A 24,227-nucleotide genomic window follows, 5' to 3' on the forward strand; every position below is an offset into this window, starting at 1 on the left:
CGGGAACGTCGGTGAGAGCTGCGGGGCAACGCGACCGGCGGTCGGGGACCGTGGGTCAGAGCTGCGGGGCAACGCGCCGTGGGTCAGGAGGTCGCGGTCAGAAGGCTGTGGATCAGGGGGCGGTGGCGGCGGCTCGGGCGTATTCGAGGGCCAGCTGGAGGGCGCCGGTCAAGGGGGCGTCGGCGCCCAGGGCGCCGTGCTCCAGGCGGGTGGGGCCCGGGAAGGTGATCAGCTCGCGGACCTTGGGGAGCAGGGAGGGGTGGGTGCCTACGGGGCCGCCCAGGAGGAACAGGGCCGGGTCAACCACGGCGGCCACCGAGACGATGGCTCGGGAGAGGGCCTCGGCGAGCTGGCGGATGGCTGTCTCGGAAGGCTGGTCGAGGAGGGCCAGGACGGCGTTGACGTCTACGTAGGGGGCGTCGTTGCGGTCGAAGCCGCCCGCTCGGAGGTCGCCGGACAGGGTGGGGGAGACGATGCCCGGCAGGTAGCCGATCTCGCCGGCCAGGCCGTGCGCGCCTCGGATCAGCTGGTGGCCGATGTAGAGGCCTACGCCCATGCCGGCGCCCAGGTAGACGTAGGCGAAGCTGGACTCGCCGGCGGCCCGGCCCAGGCGGTGCTCGGCCAGGGCGGCCAGGTTGACATCGTTGTCGGCGAGGATGGGCGCGTTGGTCAGGTCGGCCAGCATGCGTTCGGGGCTGAGCAGGCCGTCGGGGAACGGCGTGCCGTGCAGGGCGACCACGGATTGGGTGGCGGGGTCGACCGGGCTGGCGATCGAGACGCCGATCGCGCGGAACGGGCCCCGCCCTACCGCGAAGCCCGCCCGGCCCGGATCGGCGGCCCGCGCGCTGAGGGACGAGGGCGGCGAGGCCGCAGAGAGCGCGGGGCTGATCGGAGACGGCGCCGGGCTAATGGGAGACGGTGCCGGACTGGTGGCCGATGGTGCGGGGCTGGTGGGGGACGGTGCCGGACTGGTGGCCGATGGTGCGGGGCTGGTGGGGGACGGCGCGGGGCTGGTGGGGGACGGCGCGGGGCTGGGGGGTGGCGGGGGTGTGGACAAGGTTGTTCCGCTGGTGGTGGCCAGGCGGATGACCAATGAGCGGACCGAGGCGGTCAGCTCGGCCACGTTGCCGGGGGAGGTGGGTGGGTTGGCGTCCTCGTGGAGGACCGCGCCGGAGAGGTCGGTGGCTCTTGCTCGCACGCCGGTTTGGGAGATCTCCAGGCCCAGCACCCAGCCGGCGCGGGCGCCGAGGGAGTAGAACGTGCCTACGCGGCCGCGTTTGCCTGTCTCCTGGAGGCCCGACGCGTCGAGGAGGCCCTGCGCGACCATGCGGCGGACCGCCTCCGACACTGTGGGGCGGGAGTAGCCGGTCAGGGCGGCCAGTTCGGCGCGGGTCGTCTGTCCGCGCCGGATGGTCTCGTCGAGCAGGCGCCGGTCGGTGGCCGCGCGCAGCACCGCCTGCGGGAGCGCCCGCTCCGGATCGGTCACCGTCCCGCCCTCCCCACCGGTCATCCACGACGACGACAAAGCGATCGCGCCGGCGCCGAAAGGTCTCGGCCGGCGTCGACAGCGATCGCGCCGGCCGAGCCCACACCCAGCCGGAAGGCCGGGCGGCCGCCCGCATGAGGGTCTCCACAGTAGATCAACTTCCTGTGACCCGCCTGGGGGCCGCGCCCGGCGCGACTTCCGACACGCCGCCGCCGCCGATGAAGGGTGACGTTGCGCCCTTGGTGGTGCTTTGCAAGGAAAGCGGCGCAGCGTCGGCGCTGGGTGAGGTTGCTCTGCGAGGTAGGCGGTCAAAAGGGCGGACGAGGAGGGCGGTTGAGGAGGGCAGGCGCCGCGGCAAACGCTAGTTGTGGGTGACGGTGAGGCGGTAGAACTTGACCTTCGCCCCGTTCGTGGTGCTCTCTGAGGACGACTGGTTGTAGGAGCCGGCCTTGAAGTACTGCTTGTACGGGTTGAAGGACGACGGGATGGTGTAGTTCGTTGTGCTGCCGTTGGCGGTCAGGTTGATGCGGTTGCCGGTCACGTTGATGACGTAGGTCCATCGCTGGCCCAAGGGCACGTTCCCCACGTGGTGGAGGGTCTGGCCGCCGGCGGGGGAGTTCTCGGTGCCGAGGAAGATGTCGCCGTTGGGGCGGTAGTAGAGCTCGAGCAGCGGCTTGGTGGACGAGCCGCCCGAGCCCAGGTGCACCTGGCCGACGCAGACGTTCTTGGTCACCGACGGGATCCGCAGCTCGGCGCTCATCGTGTGGTTGCCGGCCAGCGGCCAGTCGGCGGCGCTGCCGTTGGCGTTCATCTCGCGCAGCTCGGACCGCGCGTAGTTGGAGTTCGGCGTGGTCACGCCCTTCTCCGGCGCCCAGAACGTCATCGAACCGTCGTTCTTGTCGGTCCAGAAGTAGGCCGGGTTGGTGTACCCGCTGCGCCCGCGGAGCTGGGACGGCGGGATCGTGGTCGGACTGCCGGGTGACCCGATCGGCAGCTGGAGCGACCAGATCGACAGGTCGAAGTTGCCGCCGGGCGGCAGTGCGGGGTCGAGCGCCGCGGCCGACGCGGACGAGACGCCGGCGACGCCGAGCACACCGGCGACGCCCGCCGACACGGCAACCGCCAGAAGAAGCCTTCTCTTCATGGAAACAACCCTTCAACGAACCAACGGGGAGAACTGGAAGGTTATTTAACAGTTCGAAGGATGTCAATGAATGAAGGGACAAGCGGAAGGAGAGCGAACGAAGAGGCAAGCGGGAGGAGAACGGATTCGCCAACCCGAAGGAAAGTCAGACGCGCGCAAGCAAAGGCAACGACGCTCCAGAACCGCAGAGGGCAAGAGGCACACCCAGGGCGAGCCCCGCAAATAGAACCGGAGTGGCGGGACAGCGTGGCGGGCATCGTGGCGGGGCAGCCTGGCGGTTAGTCAGACAGGATGGGGACTGATGGGCCTAGCTCTCGCCCCAGGGTGGCGGCCCGCATGATGGACGAGCTGCCGTACTTGTCGCGTACCGCGTCGAGGGCGTTGTCGAGCTGATCGACATCGGGAACGGGAGCGAACGGCAGCTCGAGCTGTTGGTGGCCGTCGGTGTCGAGGTTGCTCACCGCCAGCCCGATCAGCGTGAGCCCCCGTTCGACGATCAGGGCCCGGTTCTCGGTCAGCAGCGCGCGAGCGGTGGCCAGGATCGACGCCGTCTGCATGGACGCCTTCCACATGCTGCGGGATCGCGTCGCCCGGGTGAAGTCGTTGAACCGGAACCGCAGGGTGACCGTGCGCCCGGACCGTTTCGCCGCGCGCATCCGCCTGGTCACCCGGTCGGCCAGGGCGGCCAGCACCGCGTCGATCTCGTCGAACGAGCGCTCGCGCCGCCCGAGCGCGCACTGTGAGCCGATCGACCCGCGGCGCACACCGGTGCGTACTCGTCGAGGGTCGCGGTTGTGGGCCAGCGCGTGCAGGTGGCGGCCGGCGTGCGAGCCGAGGATCGCCACCAGCGCCGCCTCGCCGATGCGGGCCACGTGGCCGACCGTGAGGATGTGTCGCTCGCGCAGCTTGCCGGCGGTGATCGGGCCGACGCCCCACAGCCGCTCGATCGGCAGCGGATGGAGGAACGCCAGCTCCTGATCGGGCGGCACCTCCAGCAGCCCGTCCGGCTTGCCGACGGCGCTGGCCACCTTGGCCAGGAACTTGGTTCGGGCCACCCCGACGGTGATCGGCAGCCCGACCCGCTCGCGGACCTCGGCGCGTAATCGCCCGGCGATGGCGACCGGCGTACCGCGGATCTTGAGCAGCCCGCCCACCTCGAGGAACGCCTCGTCGATGGAGATGCCCTCGACGATCGGCGTGGTGTCCTTGAACACGCCGAACACCGCCTTCGACGCCGCCGTGTAGGCCGACATACGCGGCGGCACGACGACCGCGCGCGGGCACAGGCGGCGGGCCTGGGTGACGCCCATCGGTGTGCGTACGCCGAACGCCTTGGCCTCGTAGCTCGCGGCGAGCACCACACCCATGCCGACCAGCACCGGACGCCCGCGCAGGGCGGGGTCGTCACGCTGCTCGACGGACGCGTAGAACGAGTCGAGGTCGGCGTGCAGAATGGTCGCCTGATCATGCACGGAGTTAGATTAGAACACTTGTTCGACCATTGGGAGGCCCCGACCGTGTCCCGTCCACCCCTCGCCGAGCAGTTCGACCTGCGGCCCCACCCCGAGGGCGGCTGGTTCCGTGAGACCTTCCGCTCGACGACCACGATCAACCTCGATGGGTACGCCGGCCCGCGCGCCGCCGCGACCGCGATCTACTTCCTGCTCCAGCCGGGCGAGCGCTCGGCCTGGCATGTGGTGCGTTCCGACGAGCTGTGGTTCTGGCATTCCGGCGGCCCGCTCGAGCTGAGCTTCGGCGGCCGGGGCGAGTCCCCCGTGCTGCAGAACACAGCCGTGCTGGGCGTCACCAATCCACAGGTGCTGATCCCGGCGGCCACCTGGCAGGCGGCTGTTCCCGCAGGTCAGGAGCCTGTTCTGGTGAGCTGCGTGGTGTCCCCGGGCTTCGATTTCGCCGACTTCCGCCTGGCCGAGTGAGCCCGCGGATGCAGGCCGAGTGAGCCGCGGGTGAGGGCGGAATAGCGACCCCCCGGACGCAGTTGGACCGTCGGGTTCAACCAAGGAAGGGAAAGACCGATGCTGCGGCTTTCCGCACGCGTCTTCGACACCACCCGGGCTTCGGGGTGCCGGCTCGACGCGCATCGCGAGGACGACACGCTCCACCTGGGCATCTATCTGCCCGGCGCCGACCCGGCCGACGTCGCCGTGGACGTGACGGACGACATGGTCACGATCAGCGCGGCCCGCCGCCGGAGCGACGAGCAGGTGGTCGAGGATCAGATCGTGCTGCCGGACGGTCTCGACTGTGACCGCCTCGACGCCCGGTACGCCGAGGGTGTGCTCACCCTGCGGATTCCGAAGAAGGCCGGAACTCCAGCCAGTTCACGTTGACGAAGTCGTCGGGGGCCTCGTTGGCGAAGGTCACGAAGACCGTGTGCGGCCCGGTCACCGGCGTCATGTCGGTGGTCTGAGTCACCCAGTTCTGCCACCCGCCGGTTCGCGCCGTACTCAGCGTCGCGACCGGCGGGTTCTCCGCGCTGTCGATCCGGACGAGGATCTTGCCGTCCTTGTCGGTGTCCGACGCCACCCGCACGTTCACCGAGGCCGGTGCCGCCGGCCCGAAGTCGACGTGGTCGAACCGCAGGAAGTCGCCGTTGTTGATCCACCCGGCGTTGCGCCCGCCCCCGGTGTCGGAGGTGTCCTGCATCTCCAGCCCCGAGACCTGAGCCGCGTCCTCGACCTGCAAGGTGATCTTGCGTGCGGGCGGGGGAGGACTGGCCGACGGTGACGGCGAGGGCGAGGAGGACGGAGGCGGGGGCTCGGCAACGGTCGGAGAAGACGCCGACGACCGCCCGAGCAGCCAGCCGGCCACGAGCAGCACCACCACACCGGCCGCGATGAGCAGCCGGTTGCGCAGCGTGCGCGATCGCGATTTGTAGACCGTCGCCGACATAGCGGAAGAGGCTAGCGGATCAGGCCGGGACCTCGGCGACGATCGACTCCGCCGGCGGCTCGGCGAAGTGGCACGCCACCTTCTGCGCGGGCGCCTTCTCGTCCAGCGGCGGGTCGATCTCGGCGCAGATGTCCTCGGCCTTCCAGCAGCGGGTGCGGAACCGGCAGCCGGACGGCGGGTCGACCGGGCTGGGCACGTCGCCGACCAGTCGGATCCGGGTCTTCGGCGGCACGCCCCGGACGACGGCAATGTCCGGCACCGCGGAAAGCAGCGCCTGCGTGTACGGGTGCTGCGGCTTCTCGTACAGCGCGTCGCGTGGCGCCTCCTCGACAACCCGGCCCAGGTACATCACCGCGACCCGGTCACAGAAGTGCCGGACCACGCCGAGATCGTGCGCGATGAACACGAACGCGATGCCGAGCTCCTTGCGCAGGTTCTCCAGCAGGTTCATCACCTGGGCCTGGATCGACACGTCGAGCGCGGACACCGGCTCGTCGGCCACGATGATCTTCGGCTGGGTGGCCAGCGCCCGGGCGATGCCGATGCGCTGCCGCTGACCGCCGGAGAACTCGTGCGGGTAGCGGTTGTAGTGCTCGGGGTTCAGGCCGACCATCTCGAGCAGCTCCTGCACCCGCGGCAGCTCGCCCTTCTTGTCAACCAACTCGTGGGTACGCAGGGCGGTGCCGACGATGGCGCCGACCGTGTGCCGGGGGTTCAGCGACGAGTACGGGTCCTGGAAGATCAGCTGGATCTCCCGCCGGTACGGCCGCAGCTTCCGCTCGGACAGGTGCGCGATGTCGTGGCCCTGGTACTTGATCTTCCCGCGGGTCGGTTCGAGCAGCCGGGTGATCAGCCTGGCCGTGGTCGACTTGCCGCAGCCGGACTCGCCGACCAGGCCGAGGGTCTCGCCGGCGTTGACGGTCAGGTTGACGCCGTCCACCGCCTGCACCCACTTGGTGCCGCGGGCCAGCAGCCCGTCGCCCGACGTCCTGAAGTGCATCGCCAGGTCGTCCAGCTGCAACAGGGGTGCGCCCTCGACGCGGCGGATCCCGCCCTCGGCGGAGCGCCCGTTCGCTGTGGTGGTCATGGTCGTTCCTTACGGCAGCCGGGGCAGGATCTCGGACCGGAAGATCTGGTCCGGGTCCTTGAGATGGCAACGCGATGTGCGGCCCGGGTCCGCGGTCCGCGGGATCAGGTCGGGTTTGAGGGTGGTGCACAGGTCGCCCGGGACCCGGTCGCGGAACTCGCAGCGCGGGTGGAAGGCGCAGCCGGACGGCACGGCGAGCAGGCTGGGCGGCGTGCCGGGGATCGGGTGCAGCGGCTGCGGCTCGCCGGCCAGCGCCGGGATGCTTTCCAGCAGGCCCCAGGAGTACGGGTGCAGCGGCTGCCCGAGGATCTTGTCGACCGGGCCGTGCTCGATGGCGTTGCCGGCGTACATGACCAGGATGTCGTCGGCGATCTCGGCCACCACGCCCAGGTCGTGCGTGATGAAGACGACCGCGGAGCCGAAGTCGCGCTGCAGGTCGGCGATCAGGTCGAGGATCTGCGCCTGCACGGTCACGTCCAGTGCCGTGGTCGGCTCGTCGGCGATCAGCAGCTTCGGGTCGTTGACCAGCGCCATCGCGATCATCGCGCGCTGCCGCATGCCGCCGGAGAACTCGTGCGGGTAGTTGTCGATCCGGCGCCGCGGGTTGGGGATGCCGACCCGGTCGAGCATCTCGATGGCGCGCGCCTTGGCCTTGCTCCGGGAGACCTTGTTGTGCGTCCGGTACGCCTCGGTGATCTGGTCGCCGATCGTGAAGTACGGGTGCAGCGACGACTGCGGGTCCTGGAAGATCATCGCGGAGTCCTTGCCGCGGTAGTTCTCCAGGTCCTTCTCGCTCAGCCCGACGATCTCCCGGCCGCCCACCTTGATCGAGCCGGAGATGCGGGCGGTCTTCGCGTCGTGCAGGCCCATCACGGCCATGCTGGAGACGCTCTTGCCCGAGCCGGACTCGCCGACGATCGCCAGCGTGCGGCCCAGCGGCAGCGAGTAGCTGAGGCCCTGCACCGCCTTGACCATGCCGTCGGCGGTCGGGAACTGCACCTGCAGGTCGGTGACCTGGAGGTACGCCTCTTCGTTGAGCCCGCGGGCGCGGGCCGTGCGGGTCACGGTCTGCGGGGCCCGGATGCTCTGGTCGCTCATGTCGCCGCCTCAGTGGTGCGTAGGACTGGGTGGATCATCCGAGCCGGACCCGCGGGTCCAGGAACGTGTACGCGATGTCCACCACGAGGTTCATCACGACCAGCACGATCGAGCCGACGAGCACGCCGCCGAGCAGCACCGGCAGGTCGGACTGGCCGAAGGCCCGGAGGGTCAGGTTGCCGAGGCCGGGCAGGTCGAAGATCCGCTCGGTGAAGATGGCGCCGGTGAGCTGGGCGGCCAGGTCGACACCGAAGATCGTCGCGACCGGGGTGACCGCGGCGCGCAGACCGTGGCGGTACACGACCCGGTTCTTCGAGATGCCCTTGGAGCGCGCCGTGCGTACGTAGTCCTGGCCCAGCGCCTCGATCATCGAGGCCCGCGAGTAGCGCGTGTAGGCCGCCGCGTTGGTGACGCCCAGGCAGAGCCAGGCCGCGAGCAGTCCGCTCGCCCAGGCCAGCGGATTGTCGGTCAGGTTGGTATAGCTGGTGTCCGGTAGCGGGGGGATCAGGTACAGCGCGACGATCAGCGCGAAGACGAAGTACGGGAACGAGTTGAGCACCAGCGTGGTGCCGACCACGGCCTTGTCGAGCGGCGTACCCCGGACCTGCGCCGCCGCGGTGCCGGCCAGGATGCCGATGCCCAGGTAGACCACCGCGCCGCCGAGCACGATCGACAGGGTCACCGGGACCGCCTGGGCGAGCAGCTTGGTGACCGGCTGGCCGAGCGTGTACGAGTAGCCGAGGCAGGGCGCCGAGCATTTCTGGACGGTGCCGCCGGACTCGAACTCGCGGTCGACGACCAGGCCCTTGAGGTACAGGCCGATCTGCACCGCCGCCGGCTCGTCGAGGTGCAGGCTGTGCTGGATGTTCTGGAGCCGCTCGGGCGTGCACCGCGGCCCGCACATGACGCCGGCCGGGTCGGTGGGGGCCAGGAAGAACAGCGCGAAGCTGGCCACCAGCGTCACGATCACCACGGAGACGGCGCTCACGAGGCGTCGAAGGATGTAGAGCAGCACAGCTCGCTCCTGCGTTCGGGATTGTTCAGGTGGAACAGTCGGGGGGAGGGGAGAGGGGCCTACGTTCGCGGTGGCCCAGCCGCCCCGGAGGACGACCGGACCACCGCGGGTCCCGCTGGGTGAGGAGCGTCAGCTCTTCAGGTACATGCTGGAGAGAACCGGCAGGCTGGTGGTCGGGTCGCCGACGGACTTGCCGACGTTGGTGCCCTGGACGAGCGCCAGCTTGTCGTAGTACAGCGGCAGAGCGATGTACTTCTCGAAGATCTCCTTGTCGAGCGCGGCCCACTTGGGCGTGGCCTGCTCGGTCGGGAGGTTGTTGATGTCGTCGATCTTCTTGTCCAGCTCCTTGTCGGCGAGCATGCCCCAGGTGCTGCCGTCGGCGACGCTGCTGGACTTGAAGAGCACCGGGAACCACGAACCACCGGTCGGCCAGTCCGAGCACCAGCCGCGCGGCGACTGACCGGTGTTCACCGGGGCGTCGTAGTCGCTGGTCTTGGAGCGCAGGTCGGCGGTGGCCACACCGATCGCCTTGACCTTGAAGCCGGCCTTGGTCAGCGCGTCGGTGCGGACCTGGCTGACCTGCTGCGGGATCGGCTTGGTGTTGTCGTAGTAGTAGCTGATCTCGAAGCCGACCTTGCCGGCCGCCTCGAGCATCTTCTTGGCGCCCTCGGGGTCGCCGGCGCCGGTGCCGCTGAGGTCGGGGACCGGCGGGTACTTCTCGTAGCCCGGTACGGACGGCGGAAGCACCGTGCTGGCGCGCTCGGCGACGTAGTCGTTGAAGCCGCCGGCCTTGAAGCTGGCGTCGTACGGCCACGCCTTGGCGATCGCCTTACGGATCTCGAGCGGGATCTTCCGGCTGTCCAGCTGCCACACGATCGTGCAGGAGCTCTGACCCTGGAGCAGCTGCGTCTCCTTGCCCTTGAGCTGCGGGATCAGCGAGGAGTCGAGCGGGTCGTAGTTGATCGCGTTGGCGTCCGCGCCGTTGCTGTTGAGCACCGCGGTCTGGCTCTTCACCAGGTCGACACCCCAGTTGAAGGTGAAGGTGTCGGGGTAGGCGTGCCGGACCGGGTCGGTCTTCGGGTCCCAGTTCGGGTTCCGCTTGAGCACCAGCTTGGTGCCGGCCTGGTACGTGTCGAACATGTACGGGCCGGTGGCGATCGGGTGGTTCTTGTAGTCCTGCTTGGTGTCCTTCGCCTTCTGGATCGGCGTGAACAGCGGGAAGGACATGTAGAACGGCAGGTCCTGGAACTTCTGCCGGAGGTGGATGATCAGGGTGTCGGTGCCCTGGGTCTCCACACCCGAGTAGGTGTCGCCGCTGGTGTACGGGCCCTTGTACTTGTCGCCGTCCTTGAAGTAGGCGAGCTGGTAGGCCGGCCCGTTCGGGTAGACGTCGTGCGCGAACGAGCGCTTGATCGCGTACGCCAGGTCTTCCACCTTGACGACCGTGCCGTCCTCGTACTTGATGCCCTGCTGCATCTTGAACGTCCAGGTCAACCCGTCGGCCGACGGGGTGCCGACGTCGGTCAGGTCGGGCACCAGGGTCGGCTTGCCGTCGCGGATGTCGAACTGCGTCGGGGTGCGCAGCACCAGCTTGCTGATGCCGTTGGCGTCGACGTAGTAGTTGTCCGTCGGGTCGAAGGTGGCCGGCGTGGTCTGCGCCTGGACCTCGAGGTTGCCGCCCTTGCGGGAGCCCTCGATCTCGGGCGCGGGACCCTTGGCGTTGGCGTCGATGGCCTGCGACTGCGTCGTGATCTTGCCCGTGTCGGCGTCACCGCCGCCACTGTCGCGGTTCGACGACGGGCTCGAGCAGCCCGCCAGGGCCAGGGCGACGGCGGCCGAAGCTGCCACCGCCACATGGAATCGCCTACCCATTTCTCCTCTTCTCATTACTGGGCGTGACAGAACGTCACCGTCGGGTGCGGGGGTCGAAGGCGTCCCGCACCGAGTCGCCGAGCAGGCTCAGCGACAGCACGAGGAACGTGATGGCGGCCACCGGGATCCACAGATAGAGCGGGTCTTCCCGGTAGTACGACTGTGCTTGGGAGATGGTCACGCCCCACGAGGGCGTCGGCTCGGTGAGGCCGACACCGAGATAGGTAAGACCGGCCTCGAGCACGATGACGGTCGGCAGGGCCAGCGAGACCGAGATGACGATGGGCGCCACCAGGTTGGGCAGCAGCTCCTTGAACAGCACCTTGCGGGTCGGCACGCCGAGGACCTTGGCCGCCTGGACGAACTCGCGCTCGCGCAGGGAGAGCACTTCACCGCGGATCAGCCGGGCCAGCGGGGCCCAGCCGAAGAAGGAGAGCACGAAGATCAGCGAGTAGAAGCGGACGGTGGCCACCTCGTTGGTGCCCGCGCCGTCGGCCGAGCCGACGAACACGGTCAGCAGGACCGCCGGTACGGCGATCGCGAAGAGCAGGTAGGGCAGGCTCAGGACGAAGTCGATGACCCAGGAGAGCACCCGGTCGATCCAGCCGCCGGCGAATCCGGTGATCAGACCGGCGGACACGCCGATGATGGTCGAGATGATCGTGACCGAGCCGGCCACCAGCAGCGACGGGCGGGCGCCGTAGACGAACCGGGCGAACAGGTCGCGGCCGAGCCGGGGCTCGATGCCGAGCCAGTGCTCGGCGTTCGGGCCGATGGTCGGGAAACCGTACTCGTCGGTGAGGTCCTGGTGCAGCGTCGCGATGTCCTGGCCCTCGAGCTTGGCCAGCAGCGGAGCGAAGATCGCGATCAGCACGAAGAACAGGAACACGCACGCGCAGACGACCGCGAGACGGTCCTGGCGGAGCCGGGCGAAGGCGATCGCCGTCGGGGACTTGCCCCGTGTGGAGACCCGCTTCGCCTGCGTGGCCGGGACCGGGGCCAGGCCCGGGTCAATCAGCGGTTCCACGCGGTGTCACCTCCCATAACGCACGAGACCTCCACGTGCCTTGGTGCGTGAGAGGTATTCGGGTGCTGCGGGTGCGAACGTAGCCCGACATTCGGTTCGTAGGAAATGAGTTGACGCATCGAATGAATAACGTATGGCGTATGACACGCGTCACAACACGGTCCGTTCCCTTTCGCAGAGTGGGACTCCATTGTGCAAAACCGGCGTTTTGCTGATTCGATTCGCCCCATACGCACCAGATCACACTACATACGGCTATCAGCCTTGCACGCAAAGTCACAGGCGGTCAGCCGGATGAGTTGTTACGTCGCGGTTTCCGAAGTGTGCTCGCCGCCCCCCACCTCGGCATCGACTGTGGTACACGCTCCGTGGCCGGCGCCGGAAGATCTCTCGCGTCGCCCCGGCGCGGGGCGGGTCCTTCCCGTCGGCAGCGGTTCCGGCGGGGCGCTTGCCGGTGAGCAAGCGATGACGGATGGTTACTCGTCGATGCGGACGCCATTCCCTTCGTCCTTTCCGATTGGTATCGACGGCAGTGGATGATCTTGCCCGGAATGGTGCCTCGCGACCGGCTCGGAGACCGTTCCGTATTGACCGTTTGACATCTGTCGAAGTGACGCTCATGATCGTGAGAGCGCTCTCACAGTCGAGGCGAAGTCTCCCGACTGTGACGGAGCGTGACGGTCAGGCGTACCCCATGTCCGCCCCCGACGCGACCCTGGCCGGACCGGTGGCGCGAACCCGCCGGGGTCCGCGCCGGACAACCAGGAGTCGCTGGTGCACAGCGGCGACCCCACGTCGATCGGGATCACGCTGACCGCGTTCTGAGCCTTCCGCCGGTGGTAGCTCGTGGCGGTATCCGGCCCTCGGATACCGAGAAGCGCTACCACCGGCTTCGGGGTCACGGCGGGCGACCTCACCGGCGCCGGAAGCGGCGCCGGTCCCCGTTAGATCTTCGGGAGCAGGACGTTCACCACGTCCTTCTCCTTGGCCAGGTTCTCGTCGTCGCTGTCACCGCGGGAGTAGACGTCCACCTGCACCGTCCCGTAGAGGACGTAGAGGTGGCCGGCCAGCGTGAACGCCTTCTCGCCGAGCCCGTCGACCTCGGTGGCGCCGTCGATCTGGACCTCGTAGTCGGACGGCGTGGTGCGGGACAGGAACACCGCGAGCTGGCCGCTGGGCTGTTGCCACTGGCAGAAGCGGGCGGCGTCGCCCGGGCTCGCGCCGTCCTCGTCCCGCTGGCTGATCTCCCGGCCGGTGAGCTGCTTGACCTCGGCGTCACTCAGCAGCGTGCACGGGTCGGGGATGTCGCCGGAGTCCTTGACCGAACCGATCTTCGACTCCGATGACGGCGTCGGCTCGGCGGTGGCCTCATCGGTGGCGGTCGTCGCGGCCGGCGTGGGCGCGGGCGCGGCCTGCACCTTGTCGAGGAGGGAGCAGCCGGTGAGGGAGAGGAAGGTGACGAGAGCGGCGGCGGCTAAACGGGGGCGTTTCATTCTTCTCCCTGGGTCGACCGTCGTCCGCGGTGGGCGACGTGCGACAAGCTTGCAGGTCAGAGGCTTGCCGGGGACAGACCGCGACGGGGTGATGACACGTTCTGGGGAGATCTACACCGGAGCGAGGGCCGCGAGCAGCTCTTCGGCCCGCTCCCGGGCGGCGGTCGGGTCGGCGTCGGGTCCGCCGATCAGCGGATCCCAGTTCAGGTCGTAGAACAACTCGGTGACGCCGGCCTCGGCGTACAGCTCGGCGCCGGCCTTGATCTGTTCGATGCTCCCGGAGAGCGGCCGCGCGTCGTCGCGCTCGCCGGCCAGGACCACGCCGCGCACCACGATCCGCACGGCGTCGGGATCCTTTCCGGACTCCTCGGCCGCCCGCCGCACGATCTGGGTGCCGCGGCGGATGTCGTCGAGGCCGGCGGCGCTGCGGCTCACCCAGCCGTCGGCGATCCGGCCGGCCCGGCGCAGCGCGCTCTCCGCGGTCCCGCCGAGCAGGATCGACGGCCCGCCCGGGGCGACCGGCTTCGGCCGCATCCGGCTCGGCGGCACGGTGTAGAGCTCGCCGTCGAAGGCCGCCACGTCGGCGGTGAAGAGCGTGCGGAGGATCGCGACGTATTCCTCGGTACGCCGCCCGCGCGGCGCCGGGTCCGACCCGGTGGCCGCGAACTCCGCCGCCGACCAGCCGGTGCCCAGCCCGAGGTCGACCCGCCCGCCGGAGAGCACGTCGAGGGTGCTCGCCTGCTTGGCCAGATAGGTCGGGGAGAGGTACGGCAGGTTGATCACCGCGACGCCCAGCCGGATGCGGGACGTGAGCGCGGCCGCATAGCCGAGCGTCACCACCGGGTCGAGGACACTGCGATAGACCGGATCGAGCTGGTCACCCTCGGCGACGAGCAGCCGCTGGAACGTCCACAGTCCGTGGTACCCGAGATCCTCGGCCGTCCGGGCGATGTGCCCGACCTCGGCCGGCTGGGCCCAGGCGCCGGAGACGGGCAGGCCGAAGCTGATCAACATGCCCCGATCATAGGGGCGCGCGTGGCCGGTCAACCGGCGCCGCGGAGAGGGCCGGCTACACCGTGAAGGCGCGCTGCATGTTGGCCACACCACCGGCCAGCGTGGTGAGCAGCCGGGCCTCGGCCGAGCCGGCCGGTGACAGCATCAGCAGCCGGTCGACCCGGGCGCCCAGCGCGGCCAGCGACGACCGGAAGCTGCTGCGGTCGGCCGGGCAGCGCAGCGCCTGGTCGGCGTAGTGCCGGACGAACGCGTCGTAGTCGACCAGGCAGGCGCAGGCCGCGGCCATCCGGTCGGTGGTCGCCCGGCGCTCGGTGAGCCCGTGCAGCATCCGCTCGACCGCGTTGGACAGCCAGTCGCACTCCAGCCGCAGCTCGGGGTCGGCCGACGCGCGCAGGATCAGCGGGATCGCCTTGCGCAGGCAGCGGTCGGCGCGTTGCAGATGGGCCGGCACCGTGCGGCGCGGGTCGCGGCTCTGCGGCGTCTCGGTGGTCAGCCCGGTGAAGTCGACCGGTCCGCTGGCGTCGGGACCCTCGGCCCGGATGTCGGCCTCGCCGATCTCGGCCGCGCGGGCCAGCGACTTCTGCGCGGCCCGGTGCAGGGCGCCGGCCTGGAGGAAGGCCGACCGGGTGCCGCGGGCGTCGATCTTGTCGGCGGCCAGCCCGAAGCGTTGCGCGGCGAACGGCCGGTCGGCGGCCAGCGCGCGATCACCGGCCGCGAGTTCCTCGGCGGTCACCCACGCGATCGCGCGTTGCAGAACCGGGTCGGTCAGCGCGGTGCGGCCGTTGCCGGTGCAGCGATCCTGGGCGTACGCCCACCGCTCGGTGAGCGTCTGGTCGTCGATCTGGTCCAGCCGCCGCGCCCGCACGCACCGGTCGAGCAGCTGCGCCGCCTCGAGTCGCAGGCCCTTGCGGAGCCGGGCCCGGGCCACCTCGACGGCGGTCTCCACGGGGGCGCGACGCTGCTCGGGAATGCGTCGCGTGGTCTTTGGTTCGTGGGGGCGAGCGGGCGCCGTATCGAGGGAGTCGGCCAGCACGTCGCCCAACTTAACACCCGACGTCACCGTGAATATACTCATGGTGATCTTTATTGCCGGACGAATCTGGACAACCCGGCGGCTTACCGGCGGGCGCGCCGGACCGCCTGGCCGGCGCGTGGATGGCGTGCGGGTGCTGTGCCGTACCCAGAAAAAGCCGGCCGCGGACCGGCTGGCCCGCGCCCGGCGTTGTCGCAGTGGTAGCCCAACCCGGGATCGTGCGGGCAGATACCGCGTTGAGCTACCACTGAGGGTTACGCGGCGAGCTTGCGGCCCACCTCGGCCGCCTTCTCACCCAGCGCGGTCCGCAGCACGGCGACCGTCTCGTCGGTGGACCTGCCGTCGGCCAGCTTGGCCAGGAACGTGCCGGCCACCTCGGGGTTGGCCTCGACCAGCGCCTCCATCATGTTCCACATGTCGGTGAACAGCACGTCGTGGGTGGAGCGGCCACGACGACCGACCTCCTGCTGCCACGGGGCGATGCGCAGGGCCTTGCGCCACGGGTTGTCGGCCGCGCTGGGCGCCATCCGGGCCAGCCACCAGGAGTCCATCCGGGCGTTGAAGTCGGCCTGAGTGATCGTTGCCATGTCGTCGTCCTCGGCTTCCAGTAGGCCCCAGGGCCGCGTGCTGCTCTCCTGGGCGGTCGTGTAACGGGAGGAGAAGTGGGCGTGCTTGTCGTGCGGGTTCGAGCCGGTGTACTCCCGGGCGGTCCAGCCCCAGCTCCGGGACCAGACGCGGCGGTTGTAGATCACGTTCTGCAGCCGGTCGTCGGCGCCGCTGCGGTGCCGGGTCACGATGATCTCGACGGCCTTTTCCATGGTCCAGCCCGACCGGCGCAGGTCGATGTCCACGTCGATGGCGTGCACCTCGTTGGTGTTGTCGGCGTCCTCGTACGGCGTGCTCCCGGTCTCGTCCGGGTTGTGGTCGCTCGAACTCGAGGCGTGCGCCGAGTCGCCGATCGAACCGTCGCTGCTCTTGTCTCGGGCCGGCGCCAGCGTGTTGAACTCCTCACGCAGGCTCACCAGGCACGGAACCAGAATCCAGCTGGCCATCGATCGGCACCTCCTCCCAGGGGTCGGGCACCGGATCACCGGCGTACTGCTCGGGTGGGCCCGGGTCGTGCGGCTCCGCGTACTGTTCGCCCTCGGCGATGTCGTCCGCGGACAACGGCTCCTGCCGCTGCTCCTGGGGGACCACCGACCGGGGGACGGACGGATCGGTCACAACACTCGCTCCTTGATCGTGGCGGGAACCAGATGATTCCGCGCTAACGGCGAGGGAGAATACCCAACGAGTGCGACAGCCATGTAGGTTCACCCGTGAATCACCGATGAGTGCACAAAGGCGACGATCACGCGCTGTCGCGGATCACCAAGGTGGGTTGGAACGTCACGGAGCGTGGAAGCCGGCCCGGGCTGGCGATCTGGGCCAGGAGCATCTCCGCCATCTCCGCCGCCATCTCCTCGACCGGCTGGCGAACGGTGGTGAGCAGGGGCCGGCACTCGAGCGCGGCGCTGCTGTCGTCGAAGCCGACCACCGCGACGTCCTCCGGCACACGGTGACCGAGGTCCTGCACGGCGCGTAACGCCCCCTCGGACATCAGGTCACTGGCGACGAACAGGCCGTCCACGTCCGGATGGGCGGCGAGCAGCCGCCGCGCGCACTCCTCGCCGCCGGCCCGGGTGAAGTCGCCCTCGAGCGACGGCACGTCCCGTCCCAGCGCGGCGCGGAAACCCTCCAGCCGGTCCAGGCCGGCCGGGATGTCCAGCGGTCCGCTGATCGTGGCGAGCCGCCGGCAGCCGCGCGCGAGCAGGTGCTCGGCGGCCAGGCGGGCGCCGAGCCGCTGGTCGACGTCGACGTAGGACGCGGCGATCGGCTGCGACGGGCGGGCCGACATCACCGCCGGGATGCCCAGCTCGTGCACCTGCCGGGGGAGCGGGTCCTGCTCGTGGCTGCTGATCAGCAGGACGCCGTCGACGTGGCCCTGGCGCAGGTAGCGGATCACGTGGTGATGGTCGCCGGCGTCGGTCGGGATGATCACCAGATGGATGTCGTGGGGGCGCAGCGCCCCGGTCGCGCCGGCCGTGATGCGCCCGAAGTAGGGGTCGGTGAACACCCGGTTGAGGAACGACGTGTCGTTCGGGCGCTCCGGCTCGGAGATCACCAGCGCCACCGAGTTGGTGCGGCGGGTCACCAGCGTGCGCGCGGCCAGATTCGGGACGTACCCGGTGTCGGCGATCGCGCGTTCCACCATCTCGCGGATCTTCGCGTCGACGCTCGGCGCGCCGTTGATCACCCGGGAAACAGTCGCGCGGGACACCCCGGCCGCCTCCGCGACCTGGTCCATGGTGGGATTCTGCCCACCTCGCGGGGGCCGAGGCGTCATGGCGTCTGTTATAGCACCGGGTCGCCGGAGAGTCGGGGAAGCGCTTCCTCGACTCTCCGGCTTCAGGTCACGACGGACGACCATCCGCGCCGCACTTGATGATCGGGCGGATGCAGTCGTTGACCCGGCGCGCCATCTCGGCGACCGGCCACGCGTTGAAGAAGTCGCCGTGCATCGTGTAGCCGGCGCCGGACGCCAGCCGGAAACCGGCCGGGTTCCCGCTGACCGGATACCGCATCACCTGGCGCAGCTTCGGCACCACCACCGGGTGGCTCGACGGGCAGGCCCCGCCGACCGGGTACGCCATGTGGCTCTTGTGGTCGGCCGAGTCCAGGTCGCGCCCGTTCCAGCACTGCGGGAAGTCCAGGTACGACTCCAGCATCGTCCCCGCCGGGCAGGTCACGAAGTCGTGCGACGGCGGCACCTGACCGGCGTGCAGGCAGGACCAGCGCGAGATCGTGTTGTCGTTCGGGCCGGCCGCCTTGGCGTTGCCCGCGACGATGCGCAGGCCCAGCGGCAGCGGCTGGGTGGTGGCGATCAGGTCGTCGCGGACACCCTCGCCCAGGTAGTAGAAGACGCCGGTGGTCGGCTCGACCGGCACGTTGTTGTTGTAGAACGTGGGGATCCAGTACGACGACTTGTCGATCGACGGGTTGCAGTTGCTGTTCGCGTTGAGCAGGTCGTTGACCGTCGTGTACGCGTTGGTCACGGTGCTGCCGAAGAAGCTGTGCATGTGCGACGCGCCCGGCATGCTCGGGAAGACGATCGGGTCGTCCGGGAGCCGGTGGCTGTAGGGGCAGTCGGCCAGGAACTCGGCCACCCGCACGATGTCGGCGTCGGCGGCCTTCGGCACGGCGAGCGCGACGGCGGCGAGCAGGGCGGCGAGCACGGCTTTGACGAGGCGCATTACTCCTCCTTGGGGAAAACGCCGGGACGGGGATGGGGGCCCCGTCCCGGCGTGGTGCCGAGCCGGTCAGATCACTGGAGGACGCGTACGTAGTCGACCAGCATGCGAGACGGGAACGGCGTGGTGCTGTCGATCGGGCCGGGGAAATCTCCGCCGACAGCGAGGTTGAGGATCAGGTAGAACGGGTGGTCGAAGATCCACGGGCCGCGGGTGTTCTCCACGGTCTCCTTGCTCGCCGTGAACACCAGCTGGTTGTCCAGGAAGAACCGGATGCCCTTGCTGTCCCACTCGGCCGCGTAGAGGTGGTAGTCCAGGGACAGGTCCACCGGGGCGGTGGACTTCTGGCCGTACCCGCCGCCGCCGTTGTAGGCCGGGGCGTGCAGCGTCGTGTACGTCTCGTTGGTGTTCCGGCCGAGGACCTCCATGATGTCGATCTCGCCGTTGTACGGCCACGGGCGGCCCTGCAGGAAGTCGGCGCCCATCATCCAGAACGCCGGCCACAGCCCGTTGCCCTTCGGCACCTTGATCCGGGCCTCGAACCGGCCGTACTGCGCGTGGAACTTGTTGCTCGTGTTCATCCGGCCCGAGGTGTACTGCCGGCCCTGGTAGTCCTGCCGGCGGGCCTCGATGACCAGGTGACCCTGACCGTCCATCTGCGCGTTCTCACTGTTCGGCGTGTAGTACTGGATCTCGCCGTTCTGCGGGACGCCCGGGTCGTAGGTCCACTTGGCCGTGCTCGGCTTGGTGCCCGACGGGTCGTTGAACTGGTCCTCGAACACCACCCGGGTGGCCGGGAACGCCGGGTCGGCGGGCTGAGCGGGCGGGCTCTGCGGGTTGCCGCCGGTGCCGTAGACGCTGAACTCCCAGAGCGAGTAGCCGTACGCGCTGCTCCTCGCCGTGCCGTACATCCGGACGTAGCGGCCGGTGCCGGTGGCGTTGATGACGTCCTTCAGCCCGTTGCCGGTGGTGGTCGAGAAGAAGCTCGTCCAGTTGGCGTTGTCGTTCGAGACCTGCAGCTGGTACGACGTCGCGTACGCCGGGTCCCACTGCAGCACCACCTGGCTGATCTGCGCGGTGGCGCCCAGGTCGACCGAGATCCAGCCCGGGTCCACCCAGCCGTTGGTCGACGAGGTCGCCCAGCGGCTGGCCGGGTCGTTGTCGAAGGCCTTGTCCGGGGTGCACGGGTTGCAGTTCACGTCGTTCTGCGAGGTCGAGGCCAGGGCCGGCCTGTTGTACGACAGCAGCCGGGCGGTGCCGCCGGGCGGCGGGTTGTCCGGCGGCGGCGTGGTGCCACCGTCGGAGAAGACCTGGAACTCCCAGAACGAGTAGCCGTAGATCTCCAGGGCCCGCTGGGTGAGGTTGATGCGCACGTACCGGGCGGTGCCGGTGACCGGGATGCTCTGCTGGCCGCCCGCGCCGGTCGTGGTCGCGTACGCCTGGGTGTAGCTCGAGCCGTTCGTCGAGAACTGGATGGTGAAGGCGCGGGCGTACGCACCCTCCCAGTTGATCGCGACGCGGCTGACCGCGGTCGACGCGCCGAGGTCGACCTGGAACCACTGGGACCCGGAGAACGCGCTGGACCACCGGGTGCCGGCGTTGCCGTCGACCGCCTCGCCGGGCAGGTAGGCGCCCGGCACCTCGGTCGACGATGCCGTGGCCGGCTTGCCCTGCGACACGTTGACCTCGGCCGCCTCGGCTCCGGTGGCCGCGACCAGGCTGCCGAGCAGGCCGACCAGGACGACGCCGAGGCCGGCCAGTCCTCGGCGACTTCGTCGGAGAACAGGGGATGTCATACGGGGATCTCCTTGCGGGGAATCAAGGGGACGGATGGAAGAGGGATGTGTCGGAGCGGTTACGGGGATGTAAGAAAACGCTCTCTGACAGGTCACTCTGAACTCCGGTTTCACGACTGTCAATGCCTGGTGACGGGCTCGGGAAGCGCTTTCTCGGATAACCCCAGGTAGCGCCCCGGTTCCGGAACCACAAGGCGCGGCCGCCCGCTGCTCGAGGGGGTGGTAGGTCGTGGCGGTGTTTGTGGTCCGGATGGCGTGCTGGGCTACCACTGGCGGCGGCGGTGGTAGGCCAGGGCGGTTGTCAGTTGGCGGACCGTCTCGGCGGGGTGGTCGGTCAGGTCCGGGGCCGTGAAGCGGAGGACTTCCCAGCCGGCCTCCCACAGGGCGTTGAGCCGGGCCGCGTCGCGGCGGAAGGTGGCCTGCTCGCGGTGCTGGTCGCCGTCGTACTCGGCGGCCACCCGCCACTTCGGCCAGCCCAGATCCACCCGGGCGACGAATCGGCCGCTGTCGTCGCGCACCTCGAACTGCGGGGTCGGGGCGGGAAGGCGCGAGGTCGCGATCAGCACGCGGAGACGTGACTCCATCGGGGACTCCGCCCGGGGGTCGATCAGCGGGAGCCGTGTCAGTAGCGTCCGGGCCCTCTGGAGCCCGCGATGGGCGCAGATGTAGTCGGCAATCTCGGCGACCGTCACCAGGTGCCGGCGGCAGAGAGCGTCGACGGCCGCGACCGCGGGCGCCAGGTGTTCCTGGCGGCCGAGGTCGAAGGCGGTCCGCACCGGTGTCGTCACCGGCATCCCGGCGAGTTCGACGATGTCCTCGGCGTCGAGGAACGTTCGGAAGACCCGAACTCGTGGATGTCGCCACGGATGAGTTGCCTTCGGGACCGTCACCGTGACCGGTGCGTCATGCGGAAGCAGGTCCACGCCGTACAGGTAGGCGGCGCTGTAGCGGTCGATCGCGCTCCGCTCGTGAAGGGTGAGCGCGACCGCGGAACACCAGAGCCGATGGTCGACCGTCGCGTCAGCCGCGGCATAGGTGTCCGGCAGCAGCCGGCGCCACGATGGTCCGGCCAACATGTGGCGGGTGACCAGGCCTCTGGCCACCGCGTCCCGGCCTCGGAACGGTGCCGTCCGGAGCTGTTCCGCGACGTGCGCTCGACTTCCCATGAGCCAACCTTGGCGTCACCGGCCGCCGTCCGTCGGCACCCCTGTGGACAACCGAGGATCAGTGGTAGGCCAGAACGGTATTTCCCGCTCACATGCCGCGCTGGGCTACCACTGCTCGGGGGGCGTCGTGGCGGACGCGGTTGCGGCCGGCGGCCTTGGCGCGAACACGCTCGCGACGAAGATGCGGTAGGCCGGCGGGCGGCCGCCGCGGCCGCTGATCAGCCGAGCCAGCACGGCCAGGACCAGGATGTCGGAGACCTGGTCGGCCAGCGACACGGCCCGGGCGGGGTGTTCGCAGGCTTGAGCGGTCATCGCCTCAGCAGTCACACGGATGCGGGCTGTGATTTCCGGGCGCGGCGAGGGATCAGCGTCGCCGTGTAGAGCAGCAGCGCGGCCAGGCCCAGGACCAGGGCGGCGGCGCTCACCGCGCGGTCCACCGACTGGGCGGTGACCATCAGCGGCAGGGCCTTGACCGCGACCGAGCCGCCGAGGGCGCGGACCGAGGCGCTGTAGGCCAGAGCCGTCGTCACCCCCTTGAGCGGGGCCTCGGCGGCGACCCGGGCGTCCATGTCGCCCTCGAAGGCGGTCTGGCTGAGGCCCGCGGCGAACTGGGCGAACAGGACCGCGTAGGCGTGGGCCGGCGCGAACATCCAGCCCACCAGCATGCCCAGCCCGAACAGCGACCAGCGCAGCACCGCGGGCAGGCGCATCGAGCCGATCGCCTCGACCGCGACCGTGGCCAGCAGGCAGCCCAGGCTGAACGCCACGGCGGCGCCGGCCACCCAGGTGCGGCCGTGCAGCTCGGTGGTGAGCGGGACGGCCAGCAGGGTCGGTCCGGAGGCGAGCAGCATCACGCCGCCACCGGCGGCGAGCAGTTTGGGGGAGACGGCGGTCCGGCGGCGGGCCGGGCTGGACGGGACGTGGGTCGCCACGCGGCGGCCGCTCAGGGCCAGGGCGGGGATGCCGGCCGTGGGTGTCTCGTCCGGACGGACCCGGGCCCGGCGGGCGCCGGCGATGGTCGGGAGCAGGGAGCCCGCGTAGACCACGAAGACGGCGGCCAGCCACCAGCCGGTGGGATGGCCGGCCGCGCCGGCCGGGAGCAGGGCGGCGAGCCCGGTGCCGGCCGCCTCGACGGCCGCGATGCCCAAGGCGTACCGGGTCATCGCCTTCGGGCCGGGCGCGACCGCGCTGACCTCGGCCCGCATGCCGGCGAAGCCGGTCCAGGCCACGATGTGCATGATCAGGATGCCGGTCGCCAGGGACCAGGTGGGCGCGCCGGCGATCAGGCCCCACAGCACGGCGACGCGCAGCACGATCTCGGCGCCGGCGGTCGAGCGCAGCAGGATGCGGCCGGGCAGGCGGCGGGCCAGCCAGCCGGTGATCGGCGCCGAGAGCACGACGCCGGCCAGCATCGCGGCGTTGTAGAGGGCGGCCTCGGCCAGCCCGCCGCGGTCGACGGCGAGCAGCACCAGCACGGTCCAGCCGAGCGCCATGCCGAACGAGTCGACGACGCCGGCGGCGAGCAGTTCCCGGAGCCGGCCGGCCCGGCGGAGACCGCCGGCCGTCGCCTGACGATGGCGAGCGGGCCGGGCGGCCTCAGCGGGCATGACCCTCGCCGACGAACAGCGGGGTGGGCGGCGGGAAGCCGTTGAACGCGGAGGCGTAGCTCAGCGTGTACGCGCCGGCCGACCCGATGTAGAGGATGTCGCCGACGTCGATCGTGGCCGGCAGCGTGACCCCGGTGAACACGGTGTCCGAGCTGTCGCAGCTCGGCCCGGTCACGGTGAACCGCCGGCCGGGCAGCTCGGCGGCGTGCCGCACCGACGTCCACAGCGGGTAGTCCCAGCCGTTCGCGGTCTGCAGCGTCTCCATCAGCCCGTGGTAGGCGCTCACGTCGACGAACAGCCAGTTCTCGTCGCCGCGGCGCTCGCGCCCGATGACCGTGGTGGCCAGCACCGACGATTCGGCGACCAGGAACCGGCCGGGTTCGGCGGCGAGCAGGGCGGGCCGGTACGGCAGCAGCTCGGCCAGCGCCGACGTGACCACGCCGCCGATCGTCTCGATGCTCGGCACGCCGTGCACGTACCGGGCCGGGAAGCCGCCGCCCAGGTCCAGCATCTCCAGCGTGATGCCGTCGGCCCGGAGCCGGGACATCAGCCGACCGGCGTCGCCGATCGCCTGCCGCCACGCGAGCGGGTTGTCGCACTGCGAGCCGACGTGGAAGGTGATCCCGTACGCCCGCAGCCCCAGCCGGTCGGCCAGGGTGAGCAGGTCGTACGCCTCGTCCGCGGTGGTGCCGAACTTCCGCGACAGCGGGAACACGCTGGCCTCGTCGGCCACCCGCAGCCGCACGTAGACCGCCGATCCGGGCGCCAGCTCGGCGATCTTCGCGAGCTCGCCGGGCGAGTCGAAGCTGAACCGCCACAGCCCGGCCCGGTGCGCCTCGGCCACGTGCGCCGGCGGCTTGACCGGGTTGCTGTAGAGCACGTCGGCCGGGTCCACCCCGGCCCGCTCGAGCATCCGTAGCTCGCCCAGCGAGGCGATCTCGAAGCCGGACCCGCGGGCGGCCAGCTCGGCCAGGATCTCCGGCGCCGGGTTGCTCTTCATCGCGTAGTACGCGCGTACCCCCGGGATCGCCTGCTCGAGCTGCGCGTGTCGCGCCGCCACCGTGCCCAGATCGGTGACCAGGTACGGGGTGGGCACGTCGATGACCTCGAGCATGTCCGGGGCCAGGGCGGACGGCCACTGCGCGGGCACGCGGGCGGGGGTCAGCAGCGCGGAGGTCATCGGGGTTTC

The 24,227-nt window shown here is 70.3% G+C and carries 23 protein-coding genes; 2 read left to right on the plus strand and 21 right to left on the minus strand.

All coding sequences use genetic code 11. From position 1 onward, the window contains the following. Window positions 1–112 precede the first annotated feature (112 nt). From AB0O15_RS09575 to dinB, 3 genes are all read right to left on the minus strand, one after another. On the minus strand, window positions 113–1,510 hold the full coding sequence (locus AB0O15_RS09575; RefSeq protein ID WP_364316289.1) for an ROK family transcriptional regulator: 1,398 nt from the start codon (window positions 1,508–1,510) through the stop codon (window positions 113–115). Between the two features lie 337 nt (window positions 1,511–1,847). Beyond that, complete coding sequence (locus AB0O15_RS09580) at window positions 1,848–2,630, minus strand: polysaccharide lyase family 7 protein (RefSeq protein WP_364316291.1); 783 nt, start codon at window positions 2,628–2,630, stop codon at window positions 1,848–1,850. Between the two features lie 278 nt (window positions 2,631–2,908). After that, window positions 2,909–4,102: a DNA polymerase IV gene (gene dinB / locus AB0O15_RS09585; RefSeq protein ID WP_364316294.1), complete on the minus strand. Its 1,194-nt coding sequence runs from the start codon at window positions 4,100–4,102 to the stop codon at window positions 2,909–2,911. Window positions 4,103–4,147: 45 nt separating this feature from the next. Here dinB and AB0O15_RS09590 point away from each other — a divergent pair, with 45 nt between their 5' ends. Then, complete coding sequence (locus AB0O15_RS09590; RefSeq protein ID WP_364316297.1) at window positions 4,148–4,564, plus strand: cupin domain-containing protein; 417 nt, start codon at window positions 4,148–4,150, stop codon at window positions 4,562–4,564. A 99-nt stretch (window positions 4,565–4,663) separates the two neighbouring features. Then, window positions 4,664–4,978, plus strand: coding sequence for an Hsp20/alpha crystallin family protein (locus AB0O15_RS09595; protein WP_364316299.1), 315 nt, complete (start codon window positions 4,664–4,666; stop codon window positions 4,976–4,978). Here the strand turns inward: AB0O15_RS09595 and AB0O15_RS09600 are convergent. The 18 genes from AB0O15_RS09600 to AB0O15_RS09685 form a co-directional block, all read right to left on the minus strand. Then, on the minus strand, window positions 4,929–5,540 hold the full coding sequence (locus AB0O15_RS09600; protein WP_364316300.1) for a carbohydrate-binding protein: 612 nt from the start codon (window positions 5,538–5,540) through the stop codon (window positions 4,929–4,931). The two genes, AB0O15_RS09595 and AB0O15_RS09600, sit on opposite strands and share 50 nt — an antisense overlap. A 19-nt stretch (window positions 5,541–5,559) precedes the next feature. Beyond that, entirely contained in the window at window positions 5,560–6,540 is a 981-nt protein-coding gene (locus AB0O15_RS09605) for an oligopeptide/dipeptide ABC transporter ATP-binding protein (protein WP_364317153.1), read from the minus strand. A gap of 96 nt (window positions 6,541–6,636) precedes the next feature. Continuing rightward, on the minus strand, window positions 6,637–7,602 hold the full coding sequence (locus AB0O15_RS09610; protein ID WP_364317154.1) for an ABC transporter ATP-binding protein: 966 nt from the start codon (window positions 7,600–7,602) through the stop codon (window positions 6,637–6,639). Window positions 7,603–7,759: 157 nt separating this feature from the next. Continuing rightward, the gene (locus AB0O15_RS09615) at window positions 7,760–8,740 is read right to left on the minus strand and encodes an ABC transporter permease (protein ID WP_364316303.1); all 981 of its coding nucleotides are present in this window, start codon (window positions 8,738–8,740) and stop codon (window positions 7,760–7,762) included. Window positions 8,741–8,869: 129 nt separating this feature from the next. Further along, the gene (locus AB0O15_RS09620; protein WP_364316306.1) at window positions 8,870–10,588 is read right to left on the minus strand and encodes an ABC transporter substrate-binding protein; all 1,719 of its coding nucleotides are present in this window, start codon (window positions 10,586–10,588) and stop codon (window positions 8,870–8,872) included. Between the two features lie 58 nt (window positions 10,589–10,646). Further along, window positions 10,647–11,639, minus strand: a complete 993-nt coding sequence (locus AB0O15_RS09625; RefSeq protein ID WP_364316308.1) for an ABC transporter permease — start codon at window positions 11,637–11,639, stop codon at window positions 10,647–10,649. Between the two features lie 944 nt (window positions 11,640–12,583). Next, window positions 12,584–13,132, minus strand: coding sequence for a DUF3558 family protein (locus AB0O15_RS09630; protein WP_364316311.1), 549 nt, complete (start codon window positions 13,130–13,132; stop codon window positions 12,584–12,586). Window positions 13,133–13,243: 111 nt separating this feature from the next. Continuing rightward, window positions 13,244–14,146 (minus strand): TIGR03619 family F420-dependent LLM class oxidoreductase, encoded by a 903-nt coding sequence (locus AB0O15_RS09635; protein ID WP_364316314.1) that lies wholly within the window; start codon window positions 14,144–14,146, stop codon window positions 13,244–13,246. Between the two features lie 55 nt (window positions 14,147–14,201). Then, entirely contained in the window at window positions 14,202–15,092 is an 891-nt protein-coding gene (locus AB0O15_RS09640) for a hypothetical protein (RefSeq protein WP_364316317.1), read from the minus strand. A gap of 341 nt (window positions 15,093–15,433) precedes the next feature. Next, entirely contained in the window at window positions 15,434–16,231 is a 798-nt protein-coding gene (locus AB0O15_RS09645; protein ID WP_364316319.1) for a hypothetical protein, read from the minus strand. Next, complete coding sequence (locus AB0O15_RS09650) at window positions 16,188–16,403, minus strand: hypothetical protein (RefSeq protein ID WP_364316321.1); 216 nt, start codon at window positions 16,401–16,403, stop codon at window positions 16,188–16,190. The genes AB0O15_RS09645 and AB0O15_RS09650 overlap by 44 nt, the downstream gene beginning before the upstream one ends. A 127-nt stretch (window positions 16,404–16,530) precedes the next feature. Then, window positions 16,531–17,526: a LacI family DNA-binding transcriptional regulator gene (locus AB0O15_RS09655; RefSeq protein WP_364316323.1), complete on the minus strand. Its 996-nt coding sequence runs from the start codon at window positions 17,524–17,526 to the stop codon at window positions 16,531–16,533. 106 nt (window positions 17,527–17,632) lie between these two features. After that, entirely contained in the window at window positions 17,633–18,472 is an 840-nt protein-coding gene (locus AB0O15_RS09660) for a DUF1996 domain-containing protein (protein WP_364316326.1), read from the minus strand. A 71-nt stretch (window positions 18,473–18,543) separates the two neighbouring features. Then, on the minus strand, window positions 18,544–20,265 hold the full coding sequence (locus AB0O15_RS09665; RefSeq protein WP_364316327.1) for a discoidin domain-containing protein: 1,722 nt from the start codon (window positions 20,263–20,265) through the stop codon (window positions 18,544–18,546). 263 nt (window positions 20,266–20,528) lie between these two features. Beyond that, on the minus strand, window positions 20,529–21,431 hold the full coding sequence (locus AB0O15_RS09670; protein ID WP_364316330.1) for a DUF559 domain-containing protein: 903 nt from the start codon (window positions 21,429–21,431) through the stop codon (window positions 20,529–20,531). A 105-nt stretch (window positions 21,432–21,536) separates the two neighbouring features. Further along, complete coding sequence (locus tag AB0O15_RS09675) at window positions 21,537–21,743, minus strand: hypothetical protein (RefSeq protein WP_364316332.1); 207 nt, start codon at window positions 21,741–21,743, stop codon at window positions 21,537–21,539. Window positions 21,744–21,754: 11 nt separating this feature from the next. Then, entirely contained in the window at window positions 21,755–23,038 is a 1,284-nt protein-coding gene (locus tag AB0O15_RS09680) for a hypothetical protein (RefSeq protein WP_364316334.1), read from the minus strand. Further along, on the minus strand, window positions 23,028–24,218 hold the full coding sequence (locus tag AB0O15_RS09685) for a type III PLP-dependent enzyme (RefSeq protein ID WP_364316336.1): 1,191 nt from the start codon (window positions 24,216–24,218) through the stop codon (window positions 23,028–23,030). Before AB0O15_RS09685 ends, AB0O15_RS09680 begins: the two co-directional genes overlap by 11 nt. Window positions 24,219–24,227: the final 9 nt, after the last annotated feature.

Source organism: Actinoplanes sp. NPDC089786, from assembly GCF_040684855.1.
Lineage (GTDB): Bacteria > Actinomycetota > Actinomycetes > Mycobacteriales > Micromonosporaceae > Actinoplanes.

Excerpts from the sequence above, each read along its gene's own strand:
- AB0O15_RS09575 (WP_364316289.1), bottom strand. The coding sequence starts at position 1,510 with ATGACCGGTGGGGAGGGCGGGACGGTGACCGATCCGGAGCGGGCGCTC.
- AB0O15_RS09660 (WP_364316326.1), bottom strand. The coding sequence starts at position 18,472 with ATGCGCCTCGTCAAAGCCGTGCTCGCCGCCCTGCTCGCCGCCGTCGCG.
- AB0O15_RS09670 (WP_364316330.1), bottom strand. The coding sequence starts at position 21,431 with ATGGGAAGTCGAGCGCACGTCGCGGAACAGCTCCGGACGGCACCGTTC.
- AB0O15_RS09675 (WP_364316332.1), bottom strand. The coding sequence starts at position 21,743 with ATGACCGCTCAAGCCTGCGAACACCCCGCCCGGGCCGTGTCGCTGGCC.
- AB0O15_RS09580 (WP_364316291.1), bottom strand. The coding sequence starts at position 2,630 with ATGAAGAGAAGGCTTCTTCTGGCGGTTGCCGTGTCGGCGGGCGTCGCC.
- AB0O15_RS09610 (WP_364317154.1), bottom strand. The coding sequence starts at position 7,602 with ATGGTCAAGGCGGTGCAGGGCCTCAGCTACTCGCTGCCGCTGGGCCGC.
- AB0O15_RS09685 (WP_364316336.1), bottom strand. The coding sequence starts at position 24,218 with ATGACCTCCGCGCTGCTGACCCCCGCCCGCGTGCCCGCGCAGTGGCCG.
- AB0O15_RS09635 (WP_364316314.1), bottom strand. The coding sequence starts at position 14,146 with ATGTTGATCAGCTTCGGCCTGCCCGTCTCCGGCGCCTGGGCCCAGCCG.
- AB0O15_RS09595 (WP_364316299.1), top strand. The coding sequence starts at position 4,664 with ATGCTGCGGCTTTCCGCACGCGTCTTCGACACCACCCGGGCTTCGGGG.
- AB0O15_RS09645 (WP_364316319.1), bottom strand. The coding sequence starts at position 16,231 with ATGGCCAGCTGGATTCTGGTTCCGTGCCTGGTGAGCCTGCGTGAGGAG.
- AB0O15_RS09600 (WP_364316300.1), bottom strand. The coding sequence starts at position 5,540 with ATGTCGGCGACGGTCTACAAATCGCGATCGCGCACGCTGCGCAACCGG.
- AB0O15_RS09680 (WP_364316334.1), bottom strand. The coding sequence starts at position 23,038 with ATGCCCGCTGAGGCCGCCCGGCCCGCTCGCCATCGTCAGGCGACGGCC.
- AB0O15_RS09665 (WP_364316327.1), bottom strand. The coding sequence starts at position 20,265 with ATGACATCCCCTGTTCTCCGACGAAGTCGCCGAGGACTGGCCGGCCTC.
- AB0O15_RS09655 (WP_364316323.1), bottom strand. The coding sequence starts at position 17,526 with ATGGACCAGGTCGCGGAGGCGGCCGGGGTGTCCCGCGCGACTGTTTCC.
- AB0O15_RS09605 (WP_364317153.1), bottom strand. The coding sequence starts at position 6,540 with ATGCACTTCAGGACGTCGGGCGACGGGCTGCTGGCCCGCGGCACCAAG.
- AB0O15_RS09630 (WP_364316311.1), bottom strand. The coding sequence starts at position 13,132 with ATGAAACGCCCCCGTTTAGCCGCCGCCGCTCTCGTCACCTTCCTCTCC.